Here is a 25,938-nt window from a genome sequence, read left to right on the forward strand (position 1 = left end):
AGGAAGGGGCGGCACTGTGGCCGCCCCTTTTCGTCTACTTCGATTTCTCTTTCGCTTACTGCAAGCTGTCGCTCAAGATGCGCGGCGTGACGAAGATCAGCAGCTCGTCCTTGTTGTTGATGCGCGACGTGCTGCGGAAGAGCACACCCAAACCAGGAATATCGCCCAGTCCCGGCACCTTGCTGGTCGTATCGGTCTTGCTGTCCTCATAGATGCCGCCAAGCACGACGGTTTGACCGTTGTCCACGAGTACCGACGTGTTGAGCGACCGCGTGTCGATGACAGGTACCTGGCCGCTGCCCGGCACTGTGATGTACTTGTCGAGCGAGTCTTTGTTCACGTTAATGGCCAGATACACCCGATTGTCAGCGGTGATGGTCGGTGTGACCTTCAGCTCAAGCACGGCATCCTTGAACGCTACCGTTGCTGTACCACTCGCGCCACCTCCGCCAACACTGTTCTGATAGGTGACGTAGCCGATCTCCTGGCCCTGGCGGATATCCGCTTCCTGCTGATTGGCGGTGATCACGCGCGGGCTGGAAACCAGTTCGCTACGCCCTTCCAGCTGCGCAGCCTGGAGTTCCAAGTCCAATGCGTAGTTCTTGCCAAGGATGGCAGCAGCGAGCGTCGAAGGATTGCCTGACGTAGGGGTAATGGGCATGTTCACGTTCAAATTGCCTGAACCCAACTGGCTCGAACCTGGCGAGGTGTTATTACCCTGTGTAGCACCCAGGGCACCGCCGATCTGCAGAACCTGCCCGCTTGGATTGGTGCGATTCCCGTTGACACCCCACTGCACACCAAGGTCGCGCTCGAAATCATCAGTCGCAATCACGATGCGGGACTCGATCAGCACCTGCTGAACCGGGCGGTCGAGTTGCGCGACGATCCCACGCAGCTCCAACGTTTTTTCGGCTGTGTCATTGATCAACAGCGTATTGGTACGTATGTCGAAGCTAACGCTGCCGCGGGGCGAAAGGAATCCGCGATGCGACGACGCGGTGCTGGCTCCACCGGCACCACCGGCGATACTCTGCATGCTGCCACTCGTCAACAGCTTGGCAATATCCTGCGCCTTGCCATAGCTGATCGGAACATAGGTCGTAACCAGCGGCGCGGTGTCTTCTGCCTTGAAACGTGCATCAGCCACATTCTGTTCGTAATCCGCCAATTCCTTCTGCGGCGCGATCCAAATCACGTTGCCGTCACGACGCTTGTCCAGATCCTTGGCACGCAGGATCACATCCAGCGCCTGATCCCAAGGGACATTGACCAATCGCAGCGTAACGCTACCGCCAACCGTATCCGAAGCCACCAGATTCAGTCCTGAAACATCCGCCAGCAACTGCAATGCAGAACGCACCGGAATATCTTGGAAGTTGAACGTCACTCGGTTACCGGTGTAGACAGGCTCCGGACCCACGCCCAGCTTGTCGGACTTGGGATCGTGCTTCTTGGGCGTGACTTCGACGACATACTGGTCGGCCGTCTGGTAGGACGAGGTTTCCACATCGCCGCTGAAGGCGATATCGAGATGTACGCCGTTAGACGTAGAACGCGGCGTGATCGATTGCACTGGTGTGGCGAAATCGAGCACGTTCAAGCGCTGCGCCTGGCCGGCCGGCAACTTCACATTGTCGATGTCGACCGCAACATTGTCGCTCGAGCGATGCATGTTGGCGTTCGCACCCGAGCCGTTGAAGTTGACCAAGACGCGACCAGAACCATTGTTGCCACGCTGGAAATCGATATTGGTGATCGCCGGACCGTTCATCGCCGACGGCAGCGCCTTGGACGGATCGATGGTCGATGCCGTAGTGACCGGCTGCGTCTGAGTGCCGTTATTGACGACCATCACCAGGCTGTTGCCCTCGACATGAGACCGATACGTCGAGGCTTGCATCAGCTCAACCACTACGCGCGTGCGTCCGCCGGCCGAGACGGCTGAAACGCCCGTAGTGGTACCGACGCCGATATCCTGATGGCGCGCCGCATCGTTGGCGGTATCCGGAAAATCGACCGCAATGCGCGGTGGGTTGTCCGTGGTGAAGACCTTCGGCTCGGGCACCTGCCCGTTGTCGAAGTTCATGCGCAACTCGACGCTACCACCCGGCAAGGTCTTGTAGGTGATGTTTTGAAGTGTGCTGGTCGCCGAAGCGGCGTTTGCCCAAGTGGCGGCTCCCAGCATCACGACGGTCATCAGGCAACGGCTTGCCAGGCTCATGGCTCGGCTCCGGACTGGTTTGATTGGATTGGTCATTGCATCAGCCCCTGTCATCCTATTTCGCGCCGAGCGCGATGCTGGCTGGACGTTCCATCCAGCCGCCATTGCCGTTGGAAACCAATTCGACCAGATCGACCTTGTCGCCGCTGATGGCGGTGATGCGACCGTAGTTCTGGCCCATGTATTCGTTGTTGTGCACGCGATGGATGACTCCGCCCGGATCCTTGATCAGGGCCTCCATCGACGCGCCGTTGCCGATCGTGCCTACCATCTTGAGGCTATCCAGCGAGTAGGCCTCAAGCGGTTGCCGGGCACGGCCCTCATCCGGTCGGGGGCCGTTGTTTTGGTTCAGCTCGTCCGGACTTGGGCTGAACGGGTCGCGCTTGTCTTGATCGCTGTAGGTGAACGTCTCGAACGTCTTGATCACCGGCAGCGGAGGAATGGGCGCACCGCGCTTGGCTTTTTCCTGCGCGACCCAGTCGCGCAGGTCGGACATGCCGCGAGTGCAGCCTCCGAGGACCAACGCCGTACCAACCAGCAACACTAGTTTGGCTAAGCGCATAGACTTGACCAGACTAGTCGGCTTCATGGCAGTCATGGTTCTCATTTCTGCCCCCCTGCTTTCTTGTTCTTCGCCTTGCCGCTCGTTTCGCCAGTTTCAGAATCGTCCATATAGCGGTAGGTCTTCACTGTGCCCTGCAACACCAGCAACTGGTTCGGACCGGGCTCGGCGCCCTTGGCAGGGGCATTGAGTGGCGTCAAGGAAACATCGTGCATGGTGAGAATCACCACTCGCGGAAGCGACGCAACGCCACTGATGAAGGAACCGAATTGATGATAGGTGCCGATCATCTTCAGTTGGATCGGCTTCTCCGCGTAGAAGTCTTTCGATACCTCGGTGCCCGGCTGGAACAGCTCCTGCTGCAGGCCGGCGGACAAGGCCGTCTGCGATACGTCGACCAGCAATTCCGGCATTTCCGTCTTGCTGGGCAACTGACGCAGCAGCTGGCGCAGCATGTCTTTCATCTCGTCCAACTGTTGTTGCAGAGCTTCGAGATTGACTGACTTGGCCTGCTTTTGCGAAAACTCTGTCTTTAGCTGCTCTTCCTTGCCGGCAAGAGTCTGCAGATCGTTCTGCTGGTCGTTGATAAACGTGTACCAGCCAATGAGCACGATCACCGCAAACAACAATACGGTGAAGAACGTCTTGACCGATTTCGGCCAGCCACCGATGTTGTTGCGATCCAAACTGCGCAGATCGTCGAGGAGTTTCATTACTTGGCCCCTCCCTTGACTGGCGCTGCACTGGGTTGAATCGGTGCTTGTACAGATGCCGGAGGTGTCGCGGTCGGCTTGGTGGCTTGAGGAATTCCCGTTGCCATCGGTGCAACGATGGCCCCGCTGCTGCTCGATGCAGCAGGATTGGTGGAACCCTGTGCTGCGCCGTCATCCTGCTTGGGCCGCTGCAGCGCAACCGTCAATCCAAAGCTGTACGGCATGCGCGATGCATCGTGACTGTTTTCAGTCTTGCTAAGGTCAGCCTGCCCCATCCACTGCGAAGCCTCGATGTTGCGCATGTAGTCGGCGACGCTGGCGTTCGATTGTGCGACGCCGCCCAGCACCATCTGATCGCCGTTCTGCTTGATCGAGGTCAACCGTGCGCTGCCAGGAATCGTCTTAACCAGCTCGTCGAACAGATGCACCATCTGGGAACGGTTAGCCTGCAGCTGCTCAATGATCTGCTTGCGTGCCAGCAATTGCGCACGAACCTTTTCTAGATCGCTGATCTTGGCAAGCCGCGCGTCTACCTGCTTGATCTGATCCTGCAGATAGGAGTTGCGGTCGTTTTGGTTATCGATGCGCATGCCCATCCAGAAGCCCCATAGCAGCAGGCATCCGATAGCGGCCAGGAGAGCAGCACCGAGTTGCATGAAGAACTCACGCTGGCGCAGTTTGCGGCGTTCGGCACGCCAAGGAAGTAGGTTGATGCGTGCCATCAGTCGAAACTCCTCATGGCGAGTCCGACCGCGATCATCAGTGCAGGCGCATCCTGGGTCAGCGACTGGGCTTGTACCCGGCTGGACAGCGACATGCGTGCCAGCGGATTGGCCACCACGCAAGGCAGGCCGAGCTGCTCTTCCATCATCGAACTGATGCCGTCGATCGAAGCACAACCGCCGGCCAGCACAACCTGATCGACCTTGCTGTACTCGCTACCGGCGTAGAAGAACTGCAGCAGGCGGCTGATCTGCTGCACCAACGATTCCTTGAACGGTTGCAAGGCTTCGGTCTCGTAGGATTCCGGCAGACCGCCCTTGCGCTTGGCACGACCCGCTTCCTCGTAGGAAAGGCCATAGCGACGCATGATTTCATCGGTCAGCTGCTTGCCACCGAAGACCTGTTCACGCGAATAGATAGTGCGCTGGTTCTTCAGTACGGAGAGCGTCGTCATCGTGGCACCGATGTCGACCACGGCCACTAACGCCTCGCGACCGACATTCAGCTGGTCGGCGATCAACGCAAAAGCGTTCTCCAGTGCGAAGGCTTCGACATCGACCACCTGTGCAGTGAGGCCGCCGAGATCCAGCGCAGCCACGCGCATATCCACGTTTTCCGTGCGCGATGCCGCCAGCAGCACGTTGTTCATTTCGGGGTTGTCGCGCACCGGGCCGAGTACCTCGAAATCGAGGCTTACTTCGTCGATCGGATACGGAATGTACTGATTGGCCTCGACCTGGATCTGGCCTTCCAGATCTTCGTCGGAAAGCTCGGCAGCCATCGGCACGATGCGCGTGATGACCGCAGAACCTGCCACGGCAGCCGCGGCGTGCTTGATCTTCGCGCCCGAACGCGCAAGCGCTCGGCGAACGGCTTCGCCAACAGCTTCGACCTCGACGATATTCTTTTCGACGACGGCGTTGGGGGGCAGCGGCTCAATCGCGTAGTGCTCCACGCGATAGCGGCCTCCGGTCTGACTGAGCTGCAGCAGCTTGACGGCAGTCGAACTGATGTCGACACCGACGAGCGGCGGCTTCTTGGGTGTGAAGAGCCCCACGATGATTCCCCCTTGACCCCTGGTGCTTCCGCCAGTAGCTGGCAGGATTGCCGGGCCATTAGATCCAAAAATTAACGCAATAGCAACGGTCTACGCGATCTTCTTCGAGACTTTTGACGTGATGGCCTGCACATTTGGACCAACCCGTCGGGTGCCGCGATTAAGGTTTTGCTAATTCGTCGCTCATGTCGAACATACTGCTACATCTATACTCTGAACTGTTTTGACTCAGGTCTCGCTACACTCACATGACGCGAATTCTGAAAGCCCTCCTGCGCTGGTTCCTTATCCTGGGCTTCAGCGGCCTCCTGCTGATCGCCGCAGCCGCCGGAGTGGCCTACTGGCTACTCGCCCCCCGACTCCCCTCGGTGGCGGTGCTCAAGGATTACCACATGCAGGTGCCGCTGCGGGTATTGACCGCCGATGGCAAGCTGATCGCCACCTTTGGCGAGACCCGCCGCATCCCGGTCGCCATCGACCAGGTGCCGGATATGGTCAAACATGCGGTCCTGTCGGCCGAAGACGCCGATTTCTACACCCATCCCGGCGTCGACTGGCGCGGCGTGATGCGCGCGGGTTTCCACGTGGTCGCCTCTGGCGGCAACAAAACCCAGGGTGGCTCGACCATCACCCAGCAGGTGGCTCGTAACTTCTTCCTGAGCCCGCAAAAGCTGTATTCGCGCAAATTGATCGAAATGTTCATCGCCCTGCGGATGGAAAACGAGCTCAGCAAGGACCAGATCCTGGAGCTTTATCTCAACAAGATGTTCCTGGGGCACCGTTCCTATGGCGTGGCGGCCGCCGCGGAGTACTACTACGGCAAGCGGCTGGACCAGCTCACCGTGGCCCAATGCGCGGCATTGGCCTCCACGTTCCAGCTGCCCTCGGCGGTCAACCCGCTGACCAACACCCAGCGATTGATCGCGCGGCGCAACTGGGTGCTCGGCCAGATGCTTGAGCACAAATACATCAACCGGGCCCAGTACGACCAGGCCATGCAAGCGCCGGACGATGCCGCCCCGCACGAGCAGCCGATCCAGGTGGATGCCCCCTATCTTGCCGAAATGGCTCGTGTCCAGGCACTGGACCGCCTCGGCAACGATGCCCTCACCGAAGGCTATGTGGTTAAAACCACCTTGGTAAGCACGCGTCAGCAAGCCGCCGTGGCCGCCGTGCGTGATGGACTGGCCATCTACGACCATCGCCACGGCTGGCGCGGACCCGAAACCCATGAGGAACTCCCCCCCGCCGCCAGCGAGGCCGACTACAGCAACTTGCTTTCCAGCTATAACGATGTCGCCGGCCTGACTCCTGGCCTGGTTATCGCGTCCGCTGCCACCGAAGCCTCGGTTTACCTGCCCGATCGCAAGACCGTGAAGCTCGATCTCGCTGCCGTGAGCTGGGCTCGTCCTTATATCAACGAGACGCGCGTCGGTGCCGAGCCCAAGACGGTAAACACCGTACTCAAGCCCGGCGACATCATCCGCCTGATTCAGGACGACAAGGGCAACTGGCAGCTCACACAGATACCCAAGGCACAAGCCGCCTTGGTATCGCTCAACCCCGAGGATGGCGCCATTCAATCGCTGGTGGGCGGCTTCAACTTCCAGCGCAGCAAGTTCAACCGCGCCGTGATGGCAGCGCGTCAGCCGGGGTCCAGCTTCAAGCCGTTTATCTACTCGGCGGCTTTTGAGCGCGGCTTTACGGCAGCCTCGATCATCAATGACGCGCCGCTGGCCCTGCCCGATCCGTCCCAGCCGAATGGCTTGTGGACCCCCAGCAACGACGACAACAAATTCTCTGGCCCCATGCGGCTGCGCGAAGCGCTGGTGGAATCGAAGAACCTGGTCTCCGTGCGTCTGCTCGATGCGATCGGCGTGCGCTACGCCCGCGATTACGTCACCCGCTTCGGTTTCCCACTCGACGCGCTGCCGAATAACTTGTCGATGGCGCTGGGTACGGCGTCCGTGTCGCCGCTGAGCATGGCGCGCGGTTTTGCCGTGTTCGCCAACGGCGGCTATCTCGTCACGCCATATTTCATCGGCGAAATCGACGACCGCGATGGCAAAGCCGTCTATGTGGCCAATCCGGCGCGCGCCTGCGCCGATTGCCAGGCACGTCTGCTGCAAAACAGCCCACCCGCTCCGCCGCCGGCCAGCATGTTGACGAATGGCGTTGCGGCAAGTTCATCGAGCACTCCCGCACCTGCAACCAGCGCGGCCCTAACTGCCGAAACTGTGCTCCCTGCCGACGCGCACAACGGTGCCGCCCCACCTGTGCTGGCGCCGCACGTGATCGATATTCGCAACGACTACCTCGTCACCTCCCTAATGAAGGACGTGATTCAGTCGCCGCTGGGCACGGGGTACGCTGCAAAAGTGCTCAATCGCCCGGATCTGGCCGGCAAGACCGGCTCTACCAACGACCATCGTGACGCCTGGTTTGTGGGTTTCAATGGCGACCTGTCGGCGGCGGTGTGGGTTGGCTTTGACGATTTCACTTCGCTAGGCAAAGGTGAATTTGGCGCCAAGGCCGCACTACCGATCTGGATCGACTATATGGGCGAGGCGGTCAAGAGCCTGCCTGAAAACGCCATTCCGATGCCGCCTGGTATTACCACCGTACAGATCAACCGTGAAAACGGCCTGCCGACCGCAGCGGGCGATCCTGATGCCATGTCGGAAATCTTCAAGGTCGAAGATGTCGATCGCTTGCATAACCAAGCCCTGCAGCAACAGCAGCAAAACCAGGATCAACAGCAAGCTAACGACATTTTCTAATTTTCCGGTAGTCTTGCCCCGGACGCTGCAATTGGAGGGCCGGGGCATGGCACGAGGCGAGCACCATCGCATCCACGCACACGACCGTGTGCAGCGCAACCGGCTTCGCGTCGCCCAGGAGGCGGCGCGGCTGATGAGCGAACACGGTATCCGCGACTTCCACCACGCCAAACGCAAGGCCGCCGAACGACTGGGCGTGCTCGACGAGCAGGCGCTCCCACGCAATCATGAGATCGAAGAGGCGCTGCGCGAACACCAGCGCCTGTTCCAGGCAGACAGTCAGCCGCAGTTGTTACGAGCGAGGCGCGAGGCAGCCGTTGAGGCGATGCGCTTCTTACAACGCTTCGAACCGCGACTGGTCGGCACCGTGCTGGACGGCACCGCGGATTCACATTCCGCAGTCTGCTTGCATGTTTTTAGCGACGATCCCGAAGCCATCGGCATCTATCTGCGTGAACACGGCGTGCCGTTCGAAACGCAAACCCGTCGCCTGCGTGTCAGTCGTGACGAACAAGTCGAATACCCGGTGTTGTTATTCGCAGCCGACAATCTTCCGTTCGACTTGACTGTGCTTCCGCACAACGCTCTGCGACAGGCGCCGCTCAATCGCATCGACGAGAAGCCGATGCGACGCGCTTCGCTGGCATCGATCGAGATCATGCTCGCAGAAGAAGATAACGAGCAGGAAGAGTTCGAACGCAAGGTGACAGCTGCGTTGCGCTAGCCGTCACATCGTTCCAAAAGAAAAACGCCCGGCCAATGCCGGGCGTTTTTGCACGAACACGGGCGCGCCTGCGATCAGCGCTTATCAATGCCTAAGTAGTCACGCTTATCGGAGCCCACGTACAACTGACGCGGACGACCAATGCGCGAGCCAGGTGTTTCATGCTGCTCGATCCAGTGCGCGATCCAACCAGCGGTGCGCGCGATGGCGAACATCACCGTGAACATTTCGGTAGGAATACCAAGCGCCTTGTAAATGATGCCGGAGTAGAAGTCGACATTCGGGTATAGCTTGCGCTCGACGAAGTAATCGTCCTTCAGCGCTGCCTCTTCCAGCTTCATGGCCACATCGAGCAACGGATCGTTGACGCCCAGCTCGGCCAGCACTTTGTGGCACATCTCGCGAATGATCTTGGCGCGCGGATCGAAGTTCTTGTACACGCGATGGCCGAAGCCCATCAGACGGAAGTTGTCGTTCTTGTCTTTGGCGCGCTTGACGGCGGTTTCTACCTTATCCGGCGTGCCGATCTCTTCAAGCATCTTCAGCACCGCCTCGTTGGCGCCACCGTGCGCAGGACCCCACAATGCGGTGATGCCCGCAGCAATCGATGCGTAGGGATTGGCGCCCGTAGAACCCACCAGACGTACCGTGGACGTAGATGCGTTCTGCTCGTGGTCGGCATGCAGGATAAACAGCAGATCCAACGCCTTCGCCGCCACCGGGCTCATTTCCAGCGGCTCGCTCGGCACTTCGAACATCATGTGCAGGAAGCGATTGACGTACTCGAGATTGTTGCGCGGATAACGGAACGGCCAGCCGATCGAGTAGCGATAGCAGGCCGCCGCGATGGTCGGCATTTTGGCAATCAGGCGGATTGCCGCGAGCTTACGGTCGGCGGGGTTATCGACATCCAGCGACTCGTGATAGAAGGCCGACAGCGAAGCCACCGACGCGGCCAGCATGGCCATCGGGTGCGCATCGTGATGGAAGCCCTGGAAAAAATTCCTTTGCGACTCATGCATCATCGTGTGATGCGTGATGTCATTTTCGAAGCCGGCGAACTGGGTCTTGTTCGGCAGCTCGCCGTTGAGCAGGAGGTAAGCCACTTCGAGGAAGCTGGACTTCTCGGCCAACTGCTCGATCGGATAACCGCGGTACATCAGCACGCCCAGATCGCCGTCGATATAGGTGATGGCGCTCTTGGTGCTGGCAGTGCTGCCGTAGCCCGGATCGTAGGTGAAGTGCCCGGTGTCCTTGTAGAGCGGGGCAATGTCGATGCAAGCAGGGCCAATCGTGCCGGTCAGCAACGGGAGCTCGCTGCTACGGCCGTTGGACTCATCTACCAGCTTGACGGATTTGGAATCGGACACGGAAACCTCCTACGCATGGGTCGCCGCCGAGGCGACCGCGGAACGGCACCAGCCGGCAGGGGGAAAGGCGCATCACCGTGGGGAAGCGGCAATGCATCCCGTCCATTATCGCACATCGTCCTATAACATCCGAGGGCGCACGGTCTGATGATCGACGCACAAAAAAATACAGGGCAGGCGCTGGGCCTACCCTGTATTCAATGACGGATCTGCCTATAACGGCAGGTAAGCAGAACGATTACTTCTGCGCGTAACGGCGGCGGAACTTGTCCACGCGACCGCCCACGTCGAGGGTCTTCTGCTTGCCGGTGTAGAAAGGATGCGAATGGCTGGAGATATCCACCTTGATCAGCGGGTACTCGTTGCCGTCTTCCCACTTGACGGTTTCCTTGGTCGCAATCGTCGAACGCGTCAGAAACGCGAAGTCGGACGACAGGTCCTGGAACACCACCTGGCGGTAACTCGGATGGATATCGGGCTTCATGACGGACTCAAAGCGGTGGGTGAAAAGAGCGGCATTATATTGAGCACCCAAGGGTTTAGTCAACTGACGTACCGCTCTGCTGCCTATTATTGAGCCCCGAGTGCCTTGCGCACCATGGCTTCGAACCGCGGCTGATCCAGCTCCAGCACGACATTGGCCCGGGCCGGCAACTTTAGCCGATTACCCCAGTCCACGACCGTTGCTCCGCGGGTGAGGCGGCCATCCAGCTCCACTCCGACGTGGCGACGCTCGCTGCGCAGGATCACGGACGGATCGATCGCCACCGCCATGGCCAGTGCGTCGGCCGCAATGATTCCACGACGTCCACGCTGACGATTGGTCTCACGCGCCACCTGAAACACACGCCCGAAAAACGCGGCGCGCCGATCGCCCACGGCCAGCCACCGATCGAATTCGGCCTCATCGAAGCTGTGCCGCAATGTCAGCTCCCAATCGACGAGATCAAAGTCTGGGAAACCGTCGAACACGATATGCGCCGCTTCCGGATCGAAACCGACGTTGAACTCCGCCGGTACACGCCCGGTATTGCCATGACCGGTTACGGCGCCACCCATCACGACCAACCGCTTCACGCGCTGCGGCAGCGTCGGATCGAGCCTTAGCGCCAACGCCAGATTGGTCAACGGCGCCAGCGCCACGACAGTTAGTTCACCCGGACGCTCGCGGGTCAACCGCAGCAGAGCGAGAGCAGCATGCTCGCCTGCCACCGGAGCCTGAGGCTCAGGAAATCCTACGTCGCCCAAACCGTCTCGACCATGCACGAACGCTGCATCTTCCTCCGGCAAACGCACCAGTGGTGTCGGACAGCCGGCGAAGACAGGCGTCGAGGCACCTGTCAGATCCACCAACGTGCGCGCATTGCGCACGGTATGCGCAAGACCGACATTGCCGGCGGCGACACTCAAACCAAGCACATCGGCATGCGCATGCGCCATGAGAATCGCCAGGGCATCGTCTACGCCGGGGTCGGTGTCGATCAGCAGTTGCGGTTTACTCATGGCATTTCCTTAGATGGGCAACAGAAGCCAGCAACTTCCATCTTTGCCTGCTTCTCACGCGTGCGCATAGCGTGCTGCGCCGCCGATCCACCGCTCGATCAGTTGCCCCGCCTGCTCCGCATACTGCGTCAGCATCTGTTCGCCGACGCGCTGCACGGCAGGCAGCAAATGCGCATCGCGCGCGAGGTCGGCGATGCGAAAACTCAATTGACCCGTTTGGCGAGTTCCGAGTACTTCACCGGGCCCGCGCAACTCCAGATCTTTTTCGGCGATGCGAAAGCCGTCGTTGGTTTCGCGCATCACCTGTAATCGCTCGCGCGCAAGTTGCCCCAGCGGCGGTTGATAGAGCAACACGCAGTTGGAAGCCACCGCACCGCGCCCTACGCGTCCGCGCAATTGATGCAATTGGGCCAGTCCCAGACGCTCGCTATTTTCGATCACCATCAAGCTGGCATTCGGCACATCCACGCCCACTTCAATCACCGTAGTGGCGACAAGCACGGCCAACTCGCCCGCCTTGAACGCATCCATCACGGCCTGTTTTTCTTTTGGCTTCATGCGGCCGTGAATCAGGCCGACACGGCAATCGACAAGTGCATGGGTGAGTTCCGCATGCGCCGCCTCGGCCGCCTGTGCCCGCAACTGCTCGGATTCCTCGATGAGGGTACAAACCCAGTACACCTGACGTCCTTCCATGCAAGCCGCGTGAATCCGCTCGATAACCTCTACGCGTCGTGCATTGGAAATGGCGATGGTTTGTACCGGTGTGCGGCCAGGCGGCAGCTCATCAATGGCAGAGATATCCAGATCGGCATAGGCGCTCATCGCAAGCGTGCGCGGAATCGGTGTCGCCGTGAGCACCAACTGATGTGGCACCAGCTCGCCCTCCAAGCCCTTATCGCGCAATGCCAGGCGTTGCTGCACACCGAATCGATGTTGCTCATCGACGATGACCAGTCCAAGACGCGCGAACTCGACACCTTCCTGCATCAGGGCATGCGTGCCGATCACCACCGGCGAGCCCCCCGCAACGCGACGCATCGCCTGCAAACGCGCCTTGCCTTGCTGCTTCCCTGCCAGCCACTCGACTGCAATGTCCAGCGGTTCCAGCCAGTGCTTGAAATTGCGCAGATGCTGTTCGGCCAGCAATTCCGTAGGCGCCATCAATGCCACCTGATAGCCGGCCTCCACTGCAGCTAACGCCGCAGCACACGCCACAGCCGTCTTGCCGGAACCGACATCGCCCTGCACCAAACGAAGCATCGGGCTCGGTTGTGCCGTATCGGCGGCTACTTCTTTCGTGACACGTTGCTGGGCAGCGGTAAGTTGAAACGGTAAGTTTTCCAGCCAGCTTTTCCGCAATCTGCCGTTACCGCCAAGCACGGGGGCGCGCCGCTCGCGTACCGCTGCGCGCAATCGCTTCAGACTCATATGCTGGGTGAGCAATTCTTCGAATGCCAGACGTTGCTGCGCGGGATGTCTCCCCTGTGTCAGCTGATCGATCTGCGCATCGGGAGGCGGACGATGCACATACAGCAGCGCTTCGCGCAGCGATGTAAGTCCATATTCGGCGCACAGAGACGGCGGAATCAGTTCAAGCTGTGTTTCGGCCGGCAACAGCTGCAAGGCCTTGGCAATGACGCCCGCCAATCTTTTTTGCCCCAGCCCCTCAGTTGTGGGATAGACCGGGCTAAGGCGATCATCCACAACGACTTCCGCGTTCTCTGTCAGGCGCTGATACTGGGGGTGCACCATTTCCAGACTGGCCGCCCCCTGGCGCACCTCACCGTAGCAAAGCAGGCGGACACCGGCTCGCAATTGCTCCGCCTGGGCACGATTGAAGTGAAAGAAGCGCAGCAATAACGTTTCCATGACGCCATCGCCGATCGCCACTTTTAGTTGCGGACGATAACGATAAGCCTTGTCGACGGCTTCGACCGTACCCACCACTTGCACCCGCATGCCCGGGCGCAAATCCGCCAACGGCGTGATGCGCGTGCGATCTTCGTAACGCAGCGGCAGGTGAAACCACAGATCCTGCACCCGATGGAGCCCGAGGCGAGCCAGCGCTTCGACCAAAGCAGGCCCGACGCCGCTGAGTGTCGCCACAGGCAAGCTACCCGGGTCGGCTGTCGTATCGGATATCGGCTGAGGTCTGAAAGCGGCCATCGATGCAAGACTAACCGAGCCTGCTCATGTCGGGGGACTGACTGCCGACGGGAACTGTCGGCAGCCTCCGCATCATTCGATCAGTCCAACACCATCACGGCATCGACTTCGACCTGCGCGCCTTTGGGCAAGCCGGAAACTTCGATCGTGGAGCGCGCCGGATACGGTTGCTTAAAGTATTCGCCCATCACCGCGTTGACCGCGGCGAAGTTCGCCAGATCGGTCACGTAAATGCCTACGCGCACAATCTGTGCGAGCGAACCACCGGCGGCTTCGGCCACTGCCACCAGATTGTCGAACACGCGGCGGGTTTGCGCGCTGATATCGCCTTCGACCAACACGCCGGTAGCGGGGTCGAGCGGAATCTGCCCCGAAAAGTACACGGTGTTACCGGCGCGCACGGCTTGGGAGTACGGACCAATGGCGGCGGGAGCCTTGTCGGTGGCGATGATGGTGCGGGTCATAGGGATTGATCCGTGCGAGGGAAAGCGGAAGTTTAAAGCGGGTGAGGTGATATGCGTAACGGGCGCGCGACCACGCCGCTGTCACAGCGGATATCGATACGCCCCGCTCACCACGCCGGTGCGCCGCACGCGCCGAATCACTTCGGCCAGATGCTTGCGGTTCTTCACTTCAATAGTGAACAACAGCGTGGCCGCGGCCATGTCACGTTCGACATATTCCACATTCTCGATATTGGAATCCGCCGCGGCGATCGCCGCCGCCACCGTAGCAAGCACACCCGGACGGTTGATGACTTCGATGCGCAATTCGGCACGATAATCACCCTGCACGTCGCGATCCCATTCGATGGCCACGCAACGTTCCGGCGATTTGCGCAGTTCGGCGACATTGGGGCATTCGGTGCGATGCACCACGATGCCTTTACCCGGCGAGAGGTAACCAATGATCTGGTCACCCGGCAGCGGATGGCAGCAGTTGGCGAAACTAAGCACACCGCGCTCGGCGCCCGTAATGCGGATGTTTTCGGCCACATGCTGGGCGGGAGCACCACGTGCCGTCGTGCCGCGCGAAGCAACCAGCTGGCTGGCGACCTGATCGGGCATGCGATTGCCCAGCGCGATTTCCGCGAGCAATTCTTCCAGGCGCTTGAGCTTGGATTTGTGCAGGAACCGCTCCAGTACGGCCGGCTGGATGGCGTCGAGATTGGTGCCCAATGCATCGAGTGCGCGGTCTAGCATGCGGTGGCCGAAATCCACCGCATCCTCGTGTTGCAAATGTTTCAGGTATTGCCGGATCGCCGTGCGCGCCTTGCCGGTAACCACAAACTCCAGCCACGCCGGATTCGGCACGGCCGATGGCGCGGTGATGATCTCCACCAACTGGCCCGACTCGAGCCGCGTGCGCAAGGGCAACAGTTTCTTGTCGACGCGTGCCGCCACGGCGTGATCGCCCACGTCGGTATGCACCGCATACGCGAAGTCGAGCGCGGTGGCATTGCGCGGCAGCGAGAGAATGTCGCCGCGCGGGGTGAACAGATAGGTTTCATCGGGAAACAGGTCGATCTTGACGTTCTCGATGAACTCCGCCGCGGAGGGCGTGTTTGCCTGACTGTCGGCTAGCGCGGAAAGCCACTCGCGCGCACGCGCTTGCGCGCTGTTGGCAGGGCCGCTGTCGGTCTTGTAGGCCCAGTGCGCCGCCACACCGCGCTCCGCGACCGAATCCATCTCTTCGGTGCGAACCTGCACTTCGATCGGCGCGCCAAAGGGCCCCAGCAGCACGGTATGCAGAGACTGATAACCGTTGGCCTTGGGAATGGCGATAAAGTCTTTGAAGCGACGATCGACCGGCTTGTACAACGCATGCACCACACCCAACGCCATGTAACAGCTCATCGCGCTATCGGTTACCACGCGAAAACCGTATACATCCATCAGCTGCGCAAAACTTTTGTGCTCGCTTCGCATCTTCGAATAGATGCTCCACGGCGACTTGATGCGTCCGACCACGCGCACCGGAATGCGCTCTTCAATCAAGCGCGCGGAAAGCGAACCCTCGATGCGACCCATCGCTTCGCGGCGATTGCCGAGTGCGGCGCGGATGCGTTCGCTGATGACGCGGTAACGGTCGGGATAGAGTGCACGGAAGCCAAGATCCTGCAACTCCGCCTTGATCTTGTTCATGCCCAAACGCTGCGCAATCGGCGCATAGATTTCCAGCGTCTCGCTCGCGATGCGGCGGCGCGATTCGGCGTCCTTGGCCCCCAGCGTGCGCATGTTGTGCAGACGGTCGGCGAGCTTGATCAGGATCACGCGCAAATCGCGCGCCATCGCCAGCAGCATTTTGCGGAAGCTTTCGGCATCCGCTTCCTGACGGCTACTGAAGCGCATCTTGTCCAGCTTGGTGACACCGTCGACCAGCTCGGCCACGGGTTCGCCGAACTCACCGGCCAGGGCGGTGCGGCTCAGCGCGGTGTCTTCCAGCGTGTCGTGCAGAATCGCCGCGATGATCGTTTCCGCATCCATACCGAACTCGGCCAGGATGCCGGCCACGGCAATCGGATGGGTGATGTACGGCTCGCCGCTCTTGCGCAGCTGCCCTTCGTGCGCCACCGCGCCCACTTGGTAAGCGCGCAGCACACGCGCTACGTGTTGCTCCGGGAGATAGGCAATGCGCTCTTTCAGCGCCAGCACGTAAGGCGGCAGTGCAGACGTATCCTCAGGGGAGGGATGCGTAGCCGCGGGCATGGATTCACGACGCCCCTTCAGGCAGTCGCCTCGCTGAGTGGGTGGGACTGGGACGATGGGGACAAGCCGGGACGCTGAGCGCGGCCTGCTTGCCCGGTGCTACCGGTGCGACGACTGCACTGTCGACAGCCGCCGCCGTCCATCAATCATCCCCGCCCTTGGACAGGTCGTCATCGACTTCCTGCGCAGCCCATTCCAGGGCTTCACGTTCGGCGCGCTCGCGCTCGGAGCGGTCGATCTCGTCGATGGTGGCCTGATCGATGCGGCGGTCTGCGATCTCGCGCAGCGCCAGCACGGTCGGCTTGTCGTTGTCGGGATTGACCGCCGGTTCGGCACCGTTGGCGAGCTGGCGGGCGCGCTTGGTCGCCATGAGTACCAGTTCGAAACGGTTGTCGACGACTTCTAGGCAGTCTTCCACGGTAATACGGGCCATGGGGGAAATCCTTGAGCAATAAATAACTTATGCGGCCTTACAGTTTATCGAACAGCCACTTGGCTGGCAATGCGATTGACTCTTATCATGTCAGGCTGCCGCGCGCCAGCTCGAAAAGCCCTCGCCAGTCATGCACAATATAAAACCAGCAAGTACAATTTTGTAACACCTCCCCCTTTTAGAGCGGATTTCCAGTCGATGCCCTCCCTGCCCCGCCTCGCCGTACTGAGCCGTCTCCTCCCCCTGGTTGCCGTCACCCTGCTGGCCGGCTGCGCCATCGCCAAGCCGCGTACCGACGACCCGCTGGAGAAATTCAACCGCAAGAGCTACGCCTTCAACATGGCGCTGGACAAGGCTGTACTGCGTCCGGTCGCGGTGGGCTACACCAAGATCACCCCGAAGCCGGTGCAGACCTCGGTCAGCAACTTCTTCACCAATATCAAGCTGCCGATCAGCATCGCCAACAACATGCTGCAGGCGCGGCCGAGCGATGCGATCACGGATACCGGTCGCTTCCTGATCAACATGACGGTGGGCCTTGCCGGCTTCTTCGATCCGGCCACGAGCATGCAGATTCCGCTCAAGGAAACCGATTTCGGTATCACCCTGGCCCGCTGGGGGGTGCCGGAAGGCGATTTCCTGATGATCCCGCTGCTTGGCCCATCGACCATGCGCGACGTCTGGCAGTTTCCCGTCGATGGTTACCTATTCGATCCGATCAGCTATTTCGAACGCAATCACCGTTTCCACTACGGCCAGTACTACATTCCCGAAGTGGTTTATTTCATCCAGATGCGTGCCCAGCTGCTTGATGCCGATAGCTACCTGAAATCGGCCTACGATCCTTACGCATTCGTGCGCGATGCCTGGCGCCAGACACGCATCAACAAGCTCTACGACGGCAATCCGCCCGCCGACGTGATGCTGCAGCTTCAGCAGGGTTCGAACAATCAGAAGAACTTTGACCCCGACGAGTTGCTCAAGGAGCAGCAGCAATGGGAGCAAAAGCAGAAACAGCAGAACAATTCGGGCAAGCCCACCAGCAACGAATAACGCTGCCGATCGAACCCATAAAAAACGGGGCCAATGGCCCCGTTTTTTTATTGCTCTTCGATGAGACTTACAGGCTTACTGCAACAAAGGTTCTACACCGCAGACCTGCGCAAGACTACGCATGCCATCGGGCATGTGCCGCGTCGCGACGCGATGGCCATGACAGTCCGCCTCAGAAAGCGCAGCCAGCACGCAGGCGAGTCCGGCACTATCGCAGCTGGTCACCGCAGACAGATCCAGCGTGTGACGATCGCCGCGCTCGAATGCCGTTCGCAAGGCAATCAGCGCATGTGCCGCATTGTCGAAATTCAACGCGCCGGACACGGATACCGTGTCCGGCGTATCGGCAGCGACCCGGAAGCCGGCGTTGGCGGAATTACTTGGCGCCATTGGCCTTGTTGTCCTGTTCCATCGCCTTCAGCGCCTGATCGCCCTGGGTTTCCAGGTCCTGGGTCAACTTGTCGAGACCTTCCTTCTTGATCTGCGCATCGACCTGGTTGCGGTAGTTGGTGATGTAGGAAATGCCTTCGATGATCACGTCATACGCCTTCCACTGGCCATCGCCGGTTTTGTGGAAGACATAGTTGACCGAAATGGTCTTGTTGTCGCTGGTACTCACTTGCGTCCGCACGACGGTGTACTTGTCGTTGAGATCGCCGGTGAACGGCAGCACCTTCACCGTGCCCTTGGTATAGCTGAGCAAGCCTTCTGCATAGCGGTTGGTCAGCGAGTTGTAGAACGCCTTGGCGAAGCGCGAACGCTGCTCAGGACTCGCTGTGCGCGCATTCATGCCCAACACCAGGATCGACGCCCAGTCCGTGTCGAAATGCGGCAGGAAGATCTGGTTGATCAGTGCGACCAGCTTCGGCTTGTTGTTCTGCAGCTCGGCTTTGTGGTCGGCGATCTGCGTGTCGAGATCGTGGGTGATTTGGGCCACCACGTCCTGCGGCGTCGCCGCGTTGGACGCCTGCGCGCTCGATGAAGCCTGCGCGAAGGCCGGCGCGGCGATCACGACGCTGCCCAGGGCGATGGCGGTGGCAATAGCCAGGTGACGCAACATGTGAAACTCCTCGGATTGAGCCAGCTTTAGTGCTTGCCGGCAGGGGTATTGGATGAACCGTTACTGCCAGCGTTGCTACTGTTGCTGGACGAACCGTTGACCAGGAACTTGCCGATCAGATCTTCCAGCTGCATCGCCGACTGCGTCAGGACCAACTGGTCGCCTTCCTTGAGCGAATTCGGCGAGCCGCCGGGCTGGATCGCAACATACTGGCCGCCAATCAAACCACTGGTGAATATCGCGGCGGCCGAATCGTCGGGAATCTGGTCGTACTTCTTGTCGATGTCCATGGTGACCAGTGCATCCAACTTGACCGGATCGGCCTTCACGGAAGCCACGCTGCCGATCGCCACGCCCGCCATCTTCACGGGAGCACCCACGCTTAGCGTGCCCACATTGGTGAAGTTCGCCTTAACCGAGTAGGTACCGCCGATGGCATCGGCCGCGCTGCCGCCGCCGAGGAACTTGCCGAGCATGTCTTCCAGCGGCTGGGTGGACTTGGTCAGACCAAAGTGACCACCTTCGGCGACGTACGTTTTGGCGTTGCCGAACTGGATGCCCACGTACTGGTCGCCAAGCAAGCCACTGGTGTAGATAGTCGCCACCGAATCCACCGGAATCTGTGCGAATTTCTTATCGATGGACAGCGTCACGTCCGCCACATCCTTGCCCGGCTCCAGCGTGATCGATTGCACCTGCCCCACACGCACACCCGCGACCTTCACCGGTGCGCGCTCTTTCAGCTGACCGATGTTGGCGAACTGTGCATCGACTGAGTAGCTAGCGCCCTGATGGCTGTTGGCGATCGAGGTGGTCTGAGTGGCGAGATAAGCCAGTGCGGCGAAGCCCAGCACAATAAACAGGCCGGTGCCGACGGCATAGGATTTTCTCTGGCTCACGGCGAAGTCCTTGGATAGAAGCAGTTAGTCATATCGGTCACATCAAGAAGGCGGTGAGTACGAAGTCCAGCGCGAGAATCGCGATCGACGAGGCCACCACGGTGCGCGTCGTGGCATACGCCACGCCTTCGCTGGTCGGTGCGGTGGTGTAGCCCTGGAACACGGCGATCAGCGAAATCACCGCGCCGAACGCGGCGCTCTTCCAGATCACACTGTTGATCACGTCCTTCCACATATCCACGTTGGCGGTCATGTTCGACCAGAACGTGCCGTTGTCCACGCCCAGCCAGCTCACGCCCACCAGGTGGCCACCGAAGATGCCCATGGCGCAGAACACGCAGCACAGCAGCGGCATCGCGATCAGGCCGGCCAGGAAGCGCGGCGCGGCGACGTAAGCGATCGGATCGACCGCCATCATCTCCATCGCGGCGATCTGATCGGTCGCTCGCATCAGGCCGATTTCGGCCGTTATCGAGGTGCCGGCACGTCCCGCGAATAGCAAACCGGTCACTACCGGCCCCAGTTCGCGGTAGATCGCCAACGCGACCACCGAGCCACTGGCCGAGGTACCGCCGAAAATGGCCAGCACGTAGTAAAGCTGCAAGCCCAGCACCAGGCCTACGAACAGGCCGCAGGTCATGATGATGATCAGGCTCATCGCGCCGACGAACCACAACTGGCGCACGGTCTCGCCCGCGTGGCGCATGCTGCGCGGAATGGAAGCGAGAATTCGCAGCAGGAACAGGCCGCAGGCGCCGATCTGGGCAAGCGACTGTAGGACGACATTTTCGCGGCCGACTTGCGCGCTCATGCAGCACCTTGCTTGAAACCGAGGGCCTCTGCGTAATCATCGGCCGGATATTGAAAGGGCACCGGACCATCCGCGTCGCCGCCGAAGAACTGGCGGGTCCACGGTGAGCCGTCGTCGGCGATCGTCTTGGGGTCGCCCTGAGCCACGACTTTGCCGTTAGCGATCAAGTAGATATGGTCGGCGACCTGTTTGATCGCATCCAGCTCATGCGCCACCAGCACACTGGTGATGCACAGCGTTTCATTGAGCGTGCGGATCAGCTTGAGCACCTGATTGAGTGCAATCGGATCCAGGCCCACGAACGGTTCGTCGTACAGAATCAGCATCGGATCGAACACGATCGCACGCGCCAGTGCGACACGCCGCGCCATACCGCCGGACAGCTCGCTGGGCATCAGCGATGCGGCGCCACGCAGACCCACGGCTTGCAACTTGGTCAGCACGATATTGCGAATCAGCACTTCCGGCAGCTTCGTATGCTGGCGCAACGGGAAAGCCACATTTTCGAATACGTCGAAATCGGTCAGCAGTGCGGAGTTCTGGAACAGGTATCCGATACGTTCGCGCAACTCGAACAGCTGATCGCGCGCCAGCTCCGGCACATTCAGCCCATCGACCTTCACTTCGCCCACCTTGCCGCGCATCTGCCCGGTAATGTGCTTCAGCAGCGTCGTTTTACCGGTCCCGCTGGGGCCCATGATGGCCGTCACCTTGCCGCGCGGGATATCCATATCCAGCTTATCGAACACGGTCTTGCCGTTGAGCACCGTGGTGAGGCCACGGATGCGCACCAGGGTGCGATCGTCGGGCTTGGCGTGGACGGGATCGGTCATGGGCAACTAGGTAGGGGGAAAGTGTTCAAGTTAGCTGAAGTGGGCGTGTAATGCTATGCTGATCAGTACAGTAATCGTACGGACTCAGGCTTCCGCCAACAGTTCCTTTATTAGAGCCTCGTGCCGCTGGCACTGCAGGTCGCTGCGCTGGCGCACCGCCCGCACGATCGCCTGAAGGCCATCCAGCGCCTCCTCGAAGCGGTCATTGACGATGACATAGTCGAACTCGTGGGCGTGGGCGATCTCGCCACGCGAATTGCGCAGACGGCGCTCGATGACCTCGTCGCTATCAGACCCGCGTCCACGCAGGCGACGCTCCAGCTCAACCCGCGACGGCGGCAGGATAAACACGCTGACGCAATCAGGCTTGGCCTTGCGGATCTGGGCGGCGCCCTGCCAGTCGATTTCCAGCAATACGTCGCGGCTCTGCTGCAAGAGATGCTGCACGGTCTTGCGCGACGTGCCGTAGAAATTGCCGTGCACTTCAGCGTGTTCGAGAAAGACGCCCTCGGCTACCTCGCGCTCGAATTCCGTGCGTTCGACGAAATAGTAGTGCCGTCCGTATTGCTCGCCCGGCCGCGGCGGCCGCGTGGTATGCGATACCGACAACGAGATGCCCGGCTCGCGTTCGAGCAGCGCGTTGACCAGTGTGGACTTACCTGCACCGGATGGCGCGGCAACGATGAAGAGCGTGCCGCTCGTATCAGTCATGTCGCAAAGCTCCGTCGCCCCCTCTCCCCACCGGGGAGAGGGTTGGGGTGAGGGGCCACGGCTTGCGCAGGACTACCATAGTGCGCTGACGTCTTTGCATGCTCGCACTCATTCGATGTTCTGCACCTGCTCGCGCATCTGCTCGATCAGCACTTTCAACTCCACCGCCGCATTGGTGCTGCGCGCATCGACTGATTTGGAACCCAACGTGTTCGCTTCGCGGTTGAACTCCTGCATCAGGAAATCCAGCCGGCGTCCGACCGGTTCCTTCAGGCCCAATACCCGGCGCGTTTCAGAAATATGCGTGCTGAGGCGATCCAATTCCTCGTCGACGTCGGAGCGGGTGACCTGCAGCAACAGCTCTTGTTCGAGCCGGCCCGGGTCGACCGGTTGCTTGAGATCCGCCAGGCGCGATTCGAGGCGCGCCCGCAACGCGGTGCGGATCTCCGGCATCCATCCACGCACATCCGCAACGATGCGTTCGATAGCATCCAGCCGCTCGCGCAGCATCTCGGTGAGCTTGGCGCCTTCGCGCTCACGGGTTGCGGTGAGTGCATCCAGCGCACGGTCGAGCACACCAAGCAACGCCGACTGCTGGGCGTCCTGATCGATCTCCGCGTGTTGCAGCACGCCGGGGAAACGCAGCAGTTCCGTAAACTCGATGCGCATGCGCGGAAAACGGGTCTCAAGATCCAGTGCCAGCTCGGACAGTCGCCCCACCATGGTGCTATCGACCTGCAGCGATTCACCGCGCGACTCGCCACGACGGACGATCACGTCCACCTTGCCACGCGAAAGCCGGGCGGCAATCCGCTCGCGCAAAGCCGGCTCGAAACTGCGCAATTCCTCAGGCAGGCGTGGACTAAGCTCCAGATAGCGATGATTGACCGTGCGCAATTCGCAGGTCAGCGCCCCGGCCGGAGTGACGGCCTCGGCAGAGGCATAGGCGGTCATGCTGCGAATCATCGGAGCCAGTCCTGGGCGGTGCTGAAAGGGGGCAATGGTAAACTGTCCTGCCCTTACCTGCCTAACCGAGCCCATGACCACAGTGACAGTGTCCCGCCCGAGCGGCCGCGCCAGCGACCAGTTGCGCGCCATCACCATCGAGCGCCATTACACCCGTCACGCCGAAGGTTCGGTGCTGATTTCCTTTGGCGACACGCGCGTGCTGTGCACCGCCAGCGTCGAAGACCGCTTGCCGCCCTGGCTGCGCGGTAAAGGCGAAGGTTGGGTAACGGCCGAGTACGGCATGCTCCCGCGCGCCACGTCCAGCCGCACCCAGCGCGAGGCCACCCGTGGCAGCCAAGGGGGCCGCACCATGGAAATCCAGCGACTGATCGGCCGCAGCCTGCGCGCCTGTGTCGATCGTCAGGCGCTGGGCGAACGCGTCATCACCCTCGATTGCGACGTGCTGCAAGCCGACGGCGGCACACGTACGGCAGCGATCACCGGCTCTTACGTCGCACTGGTCGACGCGGTGAACGTGTTGATGAAGCGCGAGAGCCTGCGCCGCAATCCGATCATCGGCGCAGTTGCCGCCGTGTCAGTCGGCGTCTATCAGGGACTGCCGGTGCTGGACCTCGATTACGCCGAAGATGCCAACTGCGACACCGACATGAACGTGGTGATGAACGACGGCGGCGGTTTTATCGAAGTGCAAGGGACCGCCGAAGGCCACGCCTTCCGCCGCGGCGAAATGGACGCGATGCTCGACCTGGCCGAAAAAGGCATCGCTGAACTGGTGAAGCTGCAGCGCGCGGCGCTGGAAGCATGAGCAAGGCATCCGCTACGCAACGCATCGTGTTGGCCAGCAGCAACCGCGGCAAGCTAGCCGAATTCAACGCTTTGCTCGCCGATAGCCATTTCGAAGTGGTGCCACAAGCCGAACTGGGTGTCGAAGATGCCGAGGAGACCGGGCTCACTTTCGTCGAAAACGCGCTGCTCAAAGCTCGCCACGCCGCCCGCGTGACAGGCTTGCCCGCCTTGGCCGACGATTCGGGACTTTGCGTACCGCATCTGCACGGCGCGCCCGGTCTCTATTCCGCGCGCTATAGCGGCGCACATGGCGACAACGCCGCCAACAACGCGCGGTTGCTGCGCGAACTCGACGGCGTACCGTCGGAACAGCGCGGCGCGTTCTTTATCAGCGTGCTGGCTCTGCTGTGGCACGCAGACGATCCCGCCCCGCTGATCGCCGAAGGACGCTGGCATGGGCGTATTCTGGAAGCACCGCGCGGCGCCCACGGCTTCGGCTACGACCCGCTGTTTCTGCCGCACGAACAACTGTTGAGCTCTGCCGAACTGGAGCCTGCAGTGAAAAATCGCCTGAGCCATCGCGCGCAAGCCATGGCGCAACTGCACGCGCGCATCGCCGAACTGCATGTTTGAGAGATGATTCGTTGTCGTTAAACGCACCCCCGCTTGCGCTCTACGTCCACATGCCGTGGTGCGTAAAAAAGTGCCCGTACTGCGACTTCAATTCGCACGGCCTGCGCGGCGAGCCGCCTTATGCCGCCTACGTGGAAGCATTGCTGGCTGATCTCGATGCCGACCGCGCCGACTTCGGCCATGCGCTGGAACGTCGCCCCATCGTCAGCGTGTTCTTCGGCGGCGGCACACCCAGCCTGTTTGCACCGGAATTGATCGCGCGCTTTCTTGACGGTGCGCGCGAACGCCTGCCTTTCGCAGACGCTTTCGAGGTCACGTTGGAAACCAACCCGGGCACGGTTGAGCATGGGCGTTTCGACGGCTATCTGGCCGCCGGCGTCAACCGCATTTCCTTCGGTATTCAAAGTTTCGACGACAGCAAGCTCAAGCGCCTCGGTCGTATCCATTCCGCTGTCGAAGCGGAAGCCGCCGTAAAGTCAGCTCAGGATGCCGGCGTCGACAACATCAACCTGGACTTGATGTACGCACTGCCGGAGCAATCGCTATCCGGCGCATTGGCCGATGTCGAGCGCGCCGTAGCACTGGAGCCGACGCACATCTCGCATTACCAGCTCACGCTGGAACCCAATACCGCCTTCGCGGCGCATCCGCCGCCGCTGCCGGATGACGATGCCGCGTGGGCCATGCAGGAAGCGTGCGAATCGAGCCTCGCCGCCGCCGGCTATACGCAATACGAAATCTCCGCCTACGCCCGACCGAACCGGCGTTGCGAACACAACCTCAATTACTGGCGCTTCGGCGATTACCTGGGCATCGGCGCCGGCGCACACGGCAAAATCACGGACGTATCTGGCAGCCAGGTGATCCGGCGCTGGAAGGTCCGCCACCCCAATGCCTATCTCGATGCCGCCGGTAGTGCAGCTCGAGTCGGCGGCCATGCGGCCGTCGTCACCGACGAACTGCCGTTCGAATACATGCTCAACGCATTGCGGCTGATCGACGGCGTCCCCGCCGACGACTTCAGCGCACGGACCGGCCTACCCCTGGAACACATTGCCAATCGCCTCGCCGAAGGCCGCCGCAGGGGCTGGCTGGAAAGCGATCCTGGACGCCTTGGCACCACCCCTCTGGGCCAACGCTTCCTCAACGACGTGATCGCCAGCTTCCTGTAACAAAAAACCCTTCCCCGCCCCATGACGGCGACCTGGCAACCGGCT

General features: G+C 60.8%; 25 protein-coding genes. 6 read left to right on the plus strand and 19 right to left on the minus strand.

Annotated features, from left to right (window positions below; genetic code table 11):
• Positions 1–55: 55 nt before the first annotated feature.
• Genes QQL64_RS14230 through QQL64_RS14250 form a run of 5 tightly spaced genes read right to left on the minus strand, consistent with a single transcriptional unit; the run spans position 56 to position 5,279 of the window.
• Positions 56–2,224 carry a type IV pilus secretin PilQ gene (locus QQL64_RS14230; RefSeq protein ID WP_284400861.1) on the minus strand — a complete coding sequence of 723 codons (2,169 nt, stop codon included), beginning with the start codon at positions 2,222–2,224 and terminating at the stop codon, positions 56–58.
• Between the two features lie 55 nt (positions 2,225–2,279).
• Positions 2,280–2,786, minus strand: a complete 507-nt coding sequence (locus QQL64_RS14235; protein ID WP_404601067.1) for a pilus assembly protein PilP — start codon at positions 2,784–2,786, stop codon at positions 2,280–2,282.
• Positions 2,787–2,827: 41 nt separating this feature from the next.
• Positions 2,828–3,499: a type IV pilus inner membrane component PilO gene (locus tag QQL64_RS14240; protein WP_284400862.1), complete on the minus strand. Its 672-nt coding sequence runs from the start codon at positions 3,497–3,499 to the stop codon at positions 2,828–2,830.
• Positions 3,499–4,221 carry a PilN domain-containing protein gene (locus tag QQL64_RS14245; protein ID WP_284400863.1) on the minus strand — a complete coding sequence of 241 codons (723 nt, stop codon included), beginning with the start codon at positions 4,219–4,221 and terminating at the stop codon, positions 3,499–3,501. Before QQL64_RS14245 ends, QQL64_RS14240 begins: the two co-directional genes overlap by 1 nt.
• A complete protein-coding gene (locus QQL64_RS14250; protein WP_284400864.1) occupies positions 4,221–5,279 on the minus strand; it encodes a pilus assembly protein PilM in 1,059 nt (352 codons plus the stop codon). Before QQL64_RS14250 ends, QQL64_RS14245 begins: the two co-directional genes overlap by 1 nt.
• A gap of 248 nt (positions 5,280–5,527) precedes the next feature.
• Here QQL64_RS14250 and QQL64_RS14255 point away from each other — a divergent pair, with 248 nt between their 5' ends.
• The gene (locus QQL64_RS14255) at positions 5,528–8,059 is read left to right on the plus strand and encodes a penicillin-binding protein 1A (RefSeq protein WP_284400866.1); all 2,532 of its coding nucleotides are present in this window, start codon (positions 5,528–5,530) and stop codon (positions 8,057–8,059) included.
• A gap of 46 nt (positions 8,060–8,105) precedes the next feature.
• On the plus strand, positions 8,106–8,783 hold the full coding sequence (locus QQL64_RS14260; RefSeq protein WP_284400867.1) for a hypothetical protein: 678 nt from the start codon (positions 8,106–8,108) through the stop codon (positions 8,781–8,783).
• A gap of 74 nt (positions 8,784–8,857) precedes the next feature.
• Here QQL64_RS14260 and QQL64_RS14265 read toward each other — a convergent pair whose 3' ends face one another.
• The 7 genes from QQL64_RS14265 to rpoZ all read right to left on the minus strand — a co-directional run bounded on the left by QQL64_RS14265 (position 8,858) and on the right by rpoZ (position 16,966).
• On the minus strand, positions 8,858–10,153 hold the full coding sequence (locus QQL64_RS14265) for a citrate synthase (RefSeq protein ID WP_284400869.1): 1,296 nt from the start codon (positions 10,151–10,153) through the stop codon (positions 8,858–8,860).
• Positions 10,154–10,391: 238 nt separating this feature from the next.
• Positions 10,392–10,637, minus strand: a complete 246-nt coding sequence (locus tag QQL64_RS14270) for a type B 50S ribosomal protein L31 (RefSeq protein ID WP_284400871.1) — start codon at positions 10,635–10,637, stop codon at positions 10,392–10,394.
• An 86-nt stretch (positions 10,638–10,723) separates the two neighbouring features.
• A complete protein-coding gene (locus tag QQL64_RS14275; protein WP_284400873.1) occupies positions 10,724–11,656 on the minus strand; it encodes a nucleoside hydrolase in 933 nt (310 codons plus the stop codon).
• Between the two features lie 54 nt (positions 11,657–11,710).
• On the minus strand, positions 11,711–13,825 hold the full coding sequence (gene recG, locus QQL64_RS14280) for an ATP-dependent DNA helicase RecG (protein ID WP_284400874.1): 2,115 nt from the start codon (positions 13,823–13,825) through the stop codon (positions 11,711–11,713).
• 80 nt (positions 13,826–13,905) lie between these two features.
• Complete coding sequence (locus QQL64_RS14285) at positions 13,906–14,289, minus strand: RidA family protein (protein ID WP_284400875.1); 384 nt, start codon at positions 14,287–14,289, stop codon at positions 13,906–13,908.
• An 81-nt stretch (positions 14,290–14,370) separates the two neighbouring features.
• The gene (locus tag QQL64_RS14290; RefSeq protein ID WP_284400876.1) at positions 14,371–16,533 is read right to left on the minus strand and encodes a RelA/SpoT family protein; all 2,163 of its coding nucleotides are present in this window, start codon (positions 16,531–16,533) and stop codon (positions 14,371–14,373) included.
• A gap of 142 nt (positions 16,534–16,675) precedes the next feature.
• Entirely contained in the window at positions 16,676–16,966 is a 291-nt protein-coding gene (gene rpoZ / locus QQL64_RS14295; protein ID WP_284400878.1) for a DNA-directed RNA polymerase subunit omega, read from the minus strand.
• A gap of 198 nt (positions 16,967–17,164) precedes the next feature.
• Here rpoZ and QQL64_RS14300 point away from each other — a divergent pair, with 198 nt between their 5' ends.
• Positions 17,165–18,019, plus strand: a complete 855-nt coding sequence (locus QQL64_RS14300; RefSeq protein WP_284400880.1) for an MlaA family lipoprotein — start codon at positions 17,165–17,167, stop codon at positions 18,017–18,019.
• Positions 18,020–18,094: 75 nt separating this feature from the next.
• On the opposite strand, the gene QQL64_RS14305 is transcribed toward QQL64_RS14300, so the two are convergent.
• The 7 genes from QQL64_RS14305 to QQL64_RS14335 form a co-directional block, all read right to left on the minus strand.
• Positions 18,095–18,409 (minus strand): STAS domain-containing protein, encoded by a 315-nt coding sequence (locus QQL64_RS14305; protein WP_284400882.1) that lies wholly within the window; start codon positions 18,407–18,409, stop codon positions 18,095–18,097.
• On the minus strand, positions 18,396–19,079 hold the full coding sequence (locus tag QQL64_RS14310; RefSeq protein ID WP_284400883.1) for an MlaC/ttg2D family ABC transporter substrate-binding protein: 684 nt from the start codon (positions 19,077–19,079) through the stop codon (positions 18,396–18,398). The genes QQL64_RS14305 and QQL64_RS14310 overlap by 14 nt, the downstream gene beginning before the upstream one ends.
• Positions 19,080–19,105: 26 nt before the next feature.
• Positions 19,106–19,978, minus strand: a complete 873-nt coding sequence (gene mlaD, locus QQL64_RS14315; RefSeq protein ID WP_284400885.1) for an outer membrane lipid asymmetry maintenance protein MlaD — start codon at positions 19,976–19,978, stop codon at positions 19,106–19,108.
• Between the two features lie 37 nt (positions 19,979–20,015).
• On the minus strand, positions 20,016–20,789 hold the full coding sequence (gene mlaE, locus QQL64_RS14320; protein ID WP_284400886.1) for a lipid asymmetry maintenance ABC transporter permease subunit MlaE: 774 nt from the start codon (positions 20,787–20,789) through the stop codon (positions 20,016–20,018).
• Positions 20,786–21,622 carry an ABC transporter ATP-binding protein gene (locus tag QQL64_RS14325; RefSeq protein ID WP_284400887.1) on the minus strand — a complete coding sequence of 279 codons (837 nt, stop codon included), beginning with the start codon at positions 21,620–21,622 and terminating at the stop codon, positions 20,786–20,788. Before QQL64_RS14325 ends, mlaE begins: the two co-directional genes overlap by 4 nt.
• Before the next feature lie 84 nt (positions 21,623–21,706).
• Entirely contained in the window at positions 21,707–22,333 is a 627-nt protein-coding gene (gene gmk / locus QQL64_RS14330; protein WP_284400888.1) for a guanylate kinase, read from the minus strand.
• 108 nt (positions 22,334–22,441) lie between these two features.
• Positions 22,442–23,299 (minus strand): YicC/YloC family endoribonuclease, encoded by an 858-nt coding sequence (locus QQL64_RS14335; protein ID WP_284400889.1) that lies wholly within the window; start codon positions 23,297–23,299, stop codon positions 22,442–22,444.
• Between the two features lie 82 nt (positions 23,300–23,381).
• On the opposite strand from QQL64_RS14335, the gene rph reads away from it, so the two are divergent.
• From rph to hemW, 3 genes are read left to right on the plus strand one after another with little or no spacing between them, the layout of a single operon-like run.
• Positions 23,382–24,107, plus strand: a complete 726-nt coding sequence (rph, locus tag QQL64_RS14340; protein ID WP_284402200.1) for a ribonuclease PH — start codon at positions 23,382–23,384, stop codon at positions 24,105–24,107.
• The gene (gene rdgB, locus QQL64_RS14345) at positions 24,104–24,721 is read left to right on the plus strand and encodes an RdgB/HAM1 family non-canonical purine NTP pyrophosphatase (protein ID WP_284400890.1); all 618 of its coding nucleotides are present in this window, start codon (positions 24,104–24,106) and stop codon (positions 24,719–24,721) included. The genes rph and rdgB overlap by 4 nt, the downstream gene beginning before the upstream one ends.
• An 11-nt stretch (positions 24,722–24,732) precedes the next feature.
• The gene (gene hemW / locus QQL64_RS14350) at positions 24,733–25,893 is read left to right on the plus strand and encodes a radical SAM family heme chaperone HemW (protein ID WP_284400892.1); all 1,161 of its coding nucleotides are present in this window, start codon (positions 24,733–24,735) and stop codon (positions 25,891–25,893) included.
• The last annotated feature ends 45 nt before the right edge of the window (positions 25,894–25,938 follow it).

Origin of the sequence: Dyella lipolytica (genome assembly GCF_030160075.1) — a bacterium.
GTDB classification, from domain to species: Bacteria; Pseudomonadota; Gammaproteobacteria; order Xanthomonadales; family Rhodanobacteraceae; genus Dyella_B; species Dyella_B lipolytica.

Coding starts and splice junctions, on each gene's coding strand:
- QQL64_RS14230 (WP_284400861.1), bottom strand. CDS start 2,224: ATGAGCCTGGCAAGCCGTTGCCTGATGACCGTCGTGATGCTGGGAGCC.
- QQL64_RS14235 (WP_404601067.1), bottom strand. CDS start 2,786: ATGCGCTTAGCCAAACTAGTGTTGCTGGTTGGTACGGCGTTGGTCCTC.
- QQL64_RS14240 (WP_284400862.1), bottom strand. CDS start 3,499: ATGAAACTCCTCGACGATCTGCGCAGTTTGGATCGCAACAACATCGGT.
- QQL64_RS14245 (WP_284400863.1), bottom strand. CDS start 4,221: ATGGCACGCATCAACCTACTTCCTTGGCGTGCCGAACGCCGCAAACTG.
- QQL64_RS14255 (WP_284400866.1), top strand. CDS start 5,528: ATGACGCGAATTCTGAAAGCCCTCCTGCGCTGGTTCCTTATCCTGGGC.
- QQL64_RS14260 (WP_284400867.1), top strand. CDS start 8,106: ATGGCACGAGGCGAGCACCATCGCATCCACGCACACGACCGTGTGCAG.
- QQL64_RS14270 (WP_284400871.1), bottom strand. CDS start 10,637: ATGAAGCCCGATATCCATCCGAGTTACCGCCAGGTGGTGTTCCAGGAC.
- QQL64_RS14275 (WP_284400873.1), bottom strand. CDS start 11,656: ATGAGTAAACCGCAACTGCTGATCGACACCGACCCCGGCGTAGACGAT.
- recG (WP_284400874.1), bottom strand. CDS start 13,825: ATGGCCGCTTTCAGACCTCAGCCGATATCCGATACGACAGCCGACCCG.
- QQL64_RS14285 (WP_284400875.1), bottom strand. CDS start 14,289: ATGACCCGCACCATCATCGCCACCGACAAGGCTCCCGCCGCCATTGGT.
- QQL64_RS14290 (WP_284400876.1), bottom strand. CDS start 16,533: ATGCCCGCGGCTACGCATCCCTCCCCTGAGGATACGTCTGCACTGCCG.
- rpoZ (WP_284400878.1), bottom strand. CDS start 16,966: ATGGCCCGTATTACCGTGGAAGACTGCCTAGAAGTCGTCGACAACCGT.
- QQL64_RS14300 (WP_284400880.1), top strand. CDS start 17,165: ATGCCCTCCCTGCCCCGCCTCGCCGTACTGAGCCGTCTCCTCCCCCTG.
- QQL64_RS14305 (WP_284400882.1), bottom strand. CDS start 18,409: ATGGCGCCAAGTAATTCCGCCAACGCCGGCTTCCGGGTCGCTGCCGAT.
- QQL64_RS14310 (WP_284400883.1), bottom strand. CDS start 19,079: ATGTTGCGTCACCTGGCTATTGCCACCGCCATCGCCCTGGGCAGCGTC.
- mlaE (WP_284400886.1), bottom strand. CDS start 20,789: ATGAGCGCGCAAGTCGGCCGCGAAAATGTCGTCCTACAGTCGCTTGCC.
- QQL64_RS14325 (WP_284400887.1), bottom strand. CDS start 21,622: ATGACCGATCCCGTCCACGCCAAGCCCGACGATCGCACCCTGGTGCGC.
- gmk (WP_284400888.1), bottom strand. CDS start 22,333: ATGACTGATACGAGCGGCACGCTCTTCATCGTTGCCGCGCCATCCGGT.
- QQL64_RS14335 (WP_284400889.1), bottom strand. CDS start 23,299: ATGATTCGCAGCATGACCGCCTATGCCTCTGCCGAGGCCGTCACTCCG.
- rdgB (WP_284400890.1), top strand. CDS start 24,104: ATGAGCAAGGCATCCGCTACGCAACGCATCGTGTTGGCCAGCAGCAAC.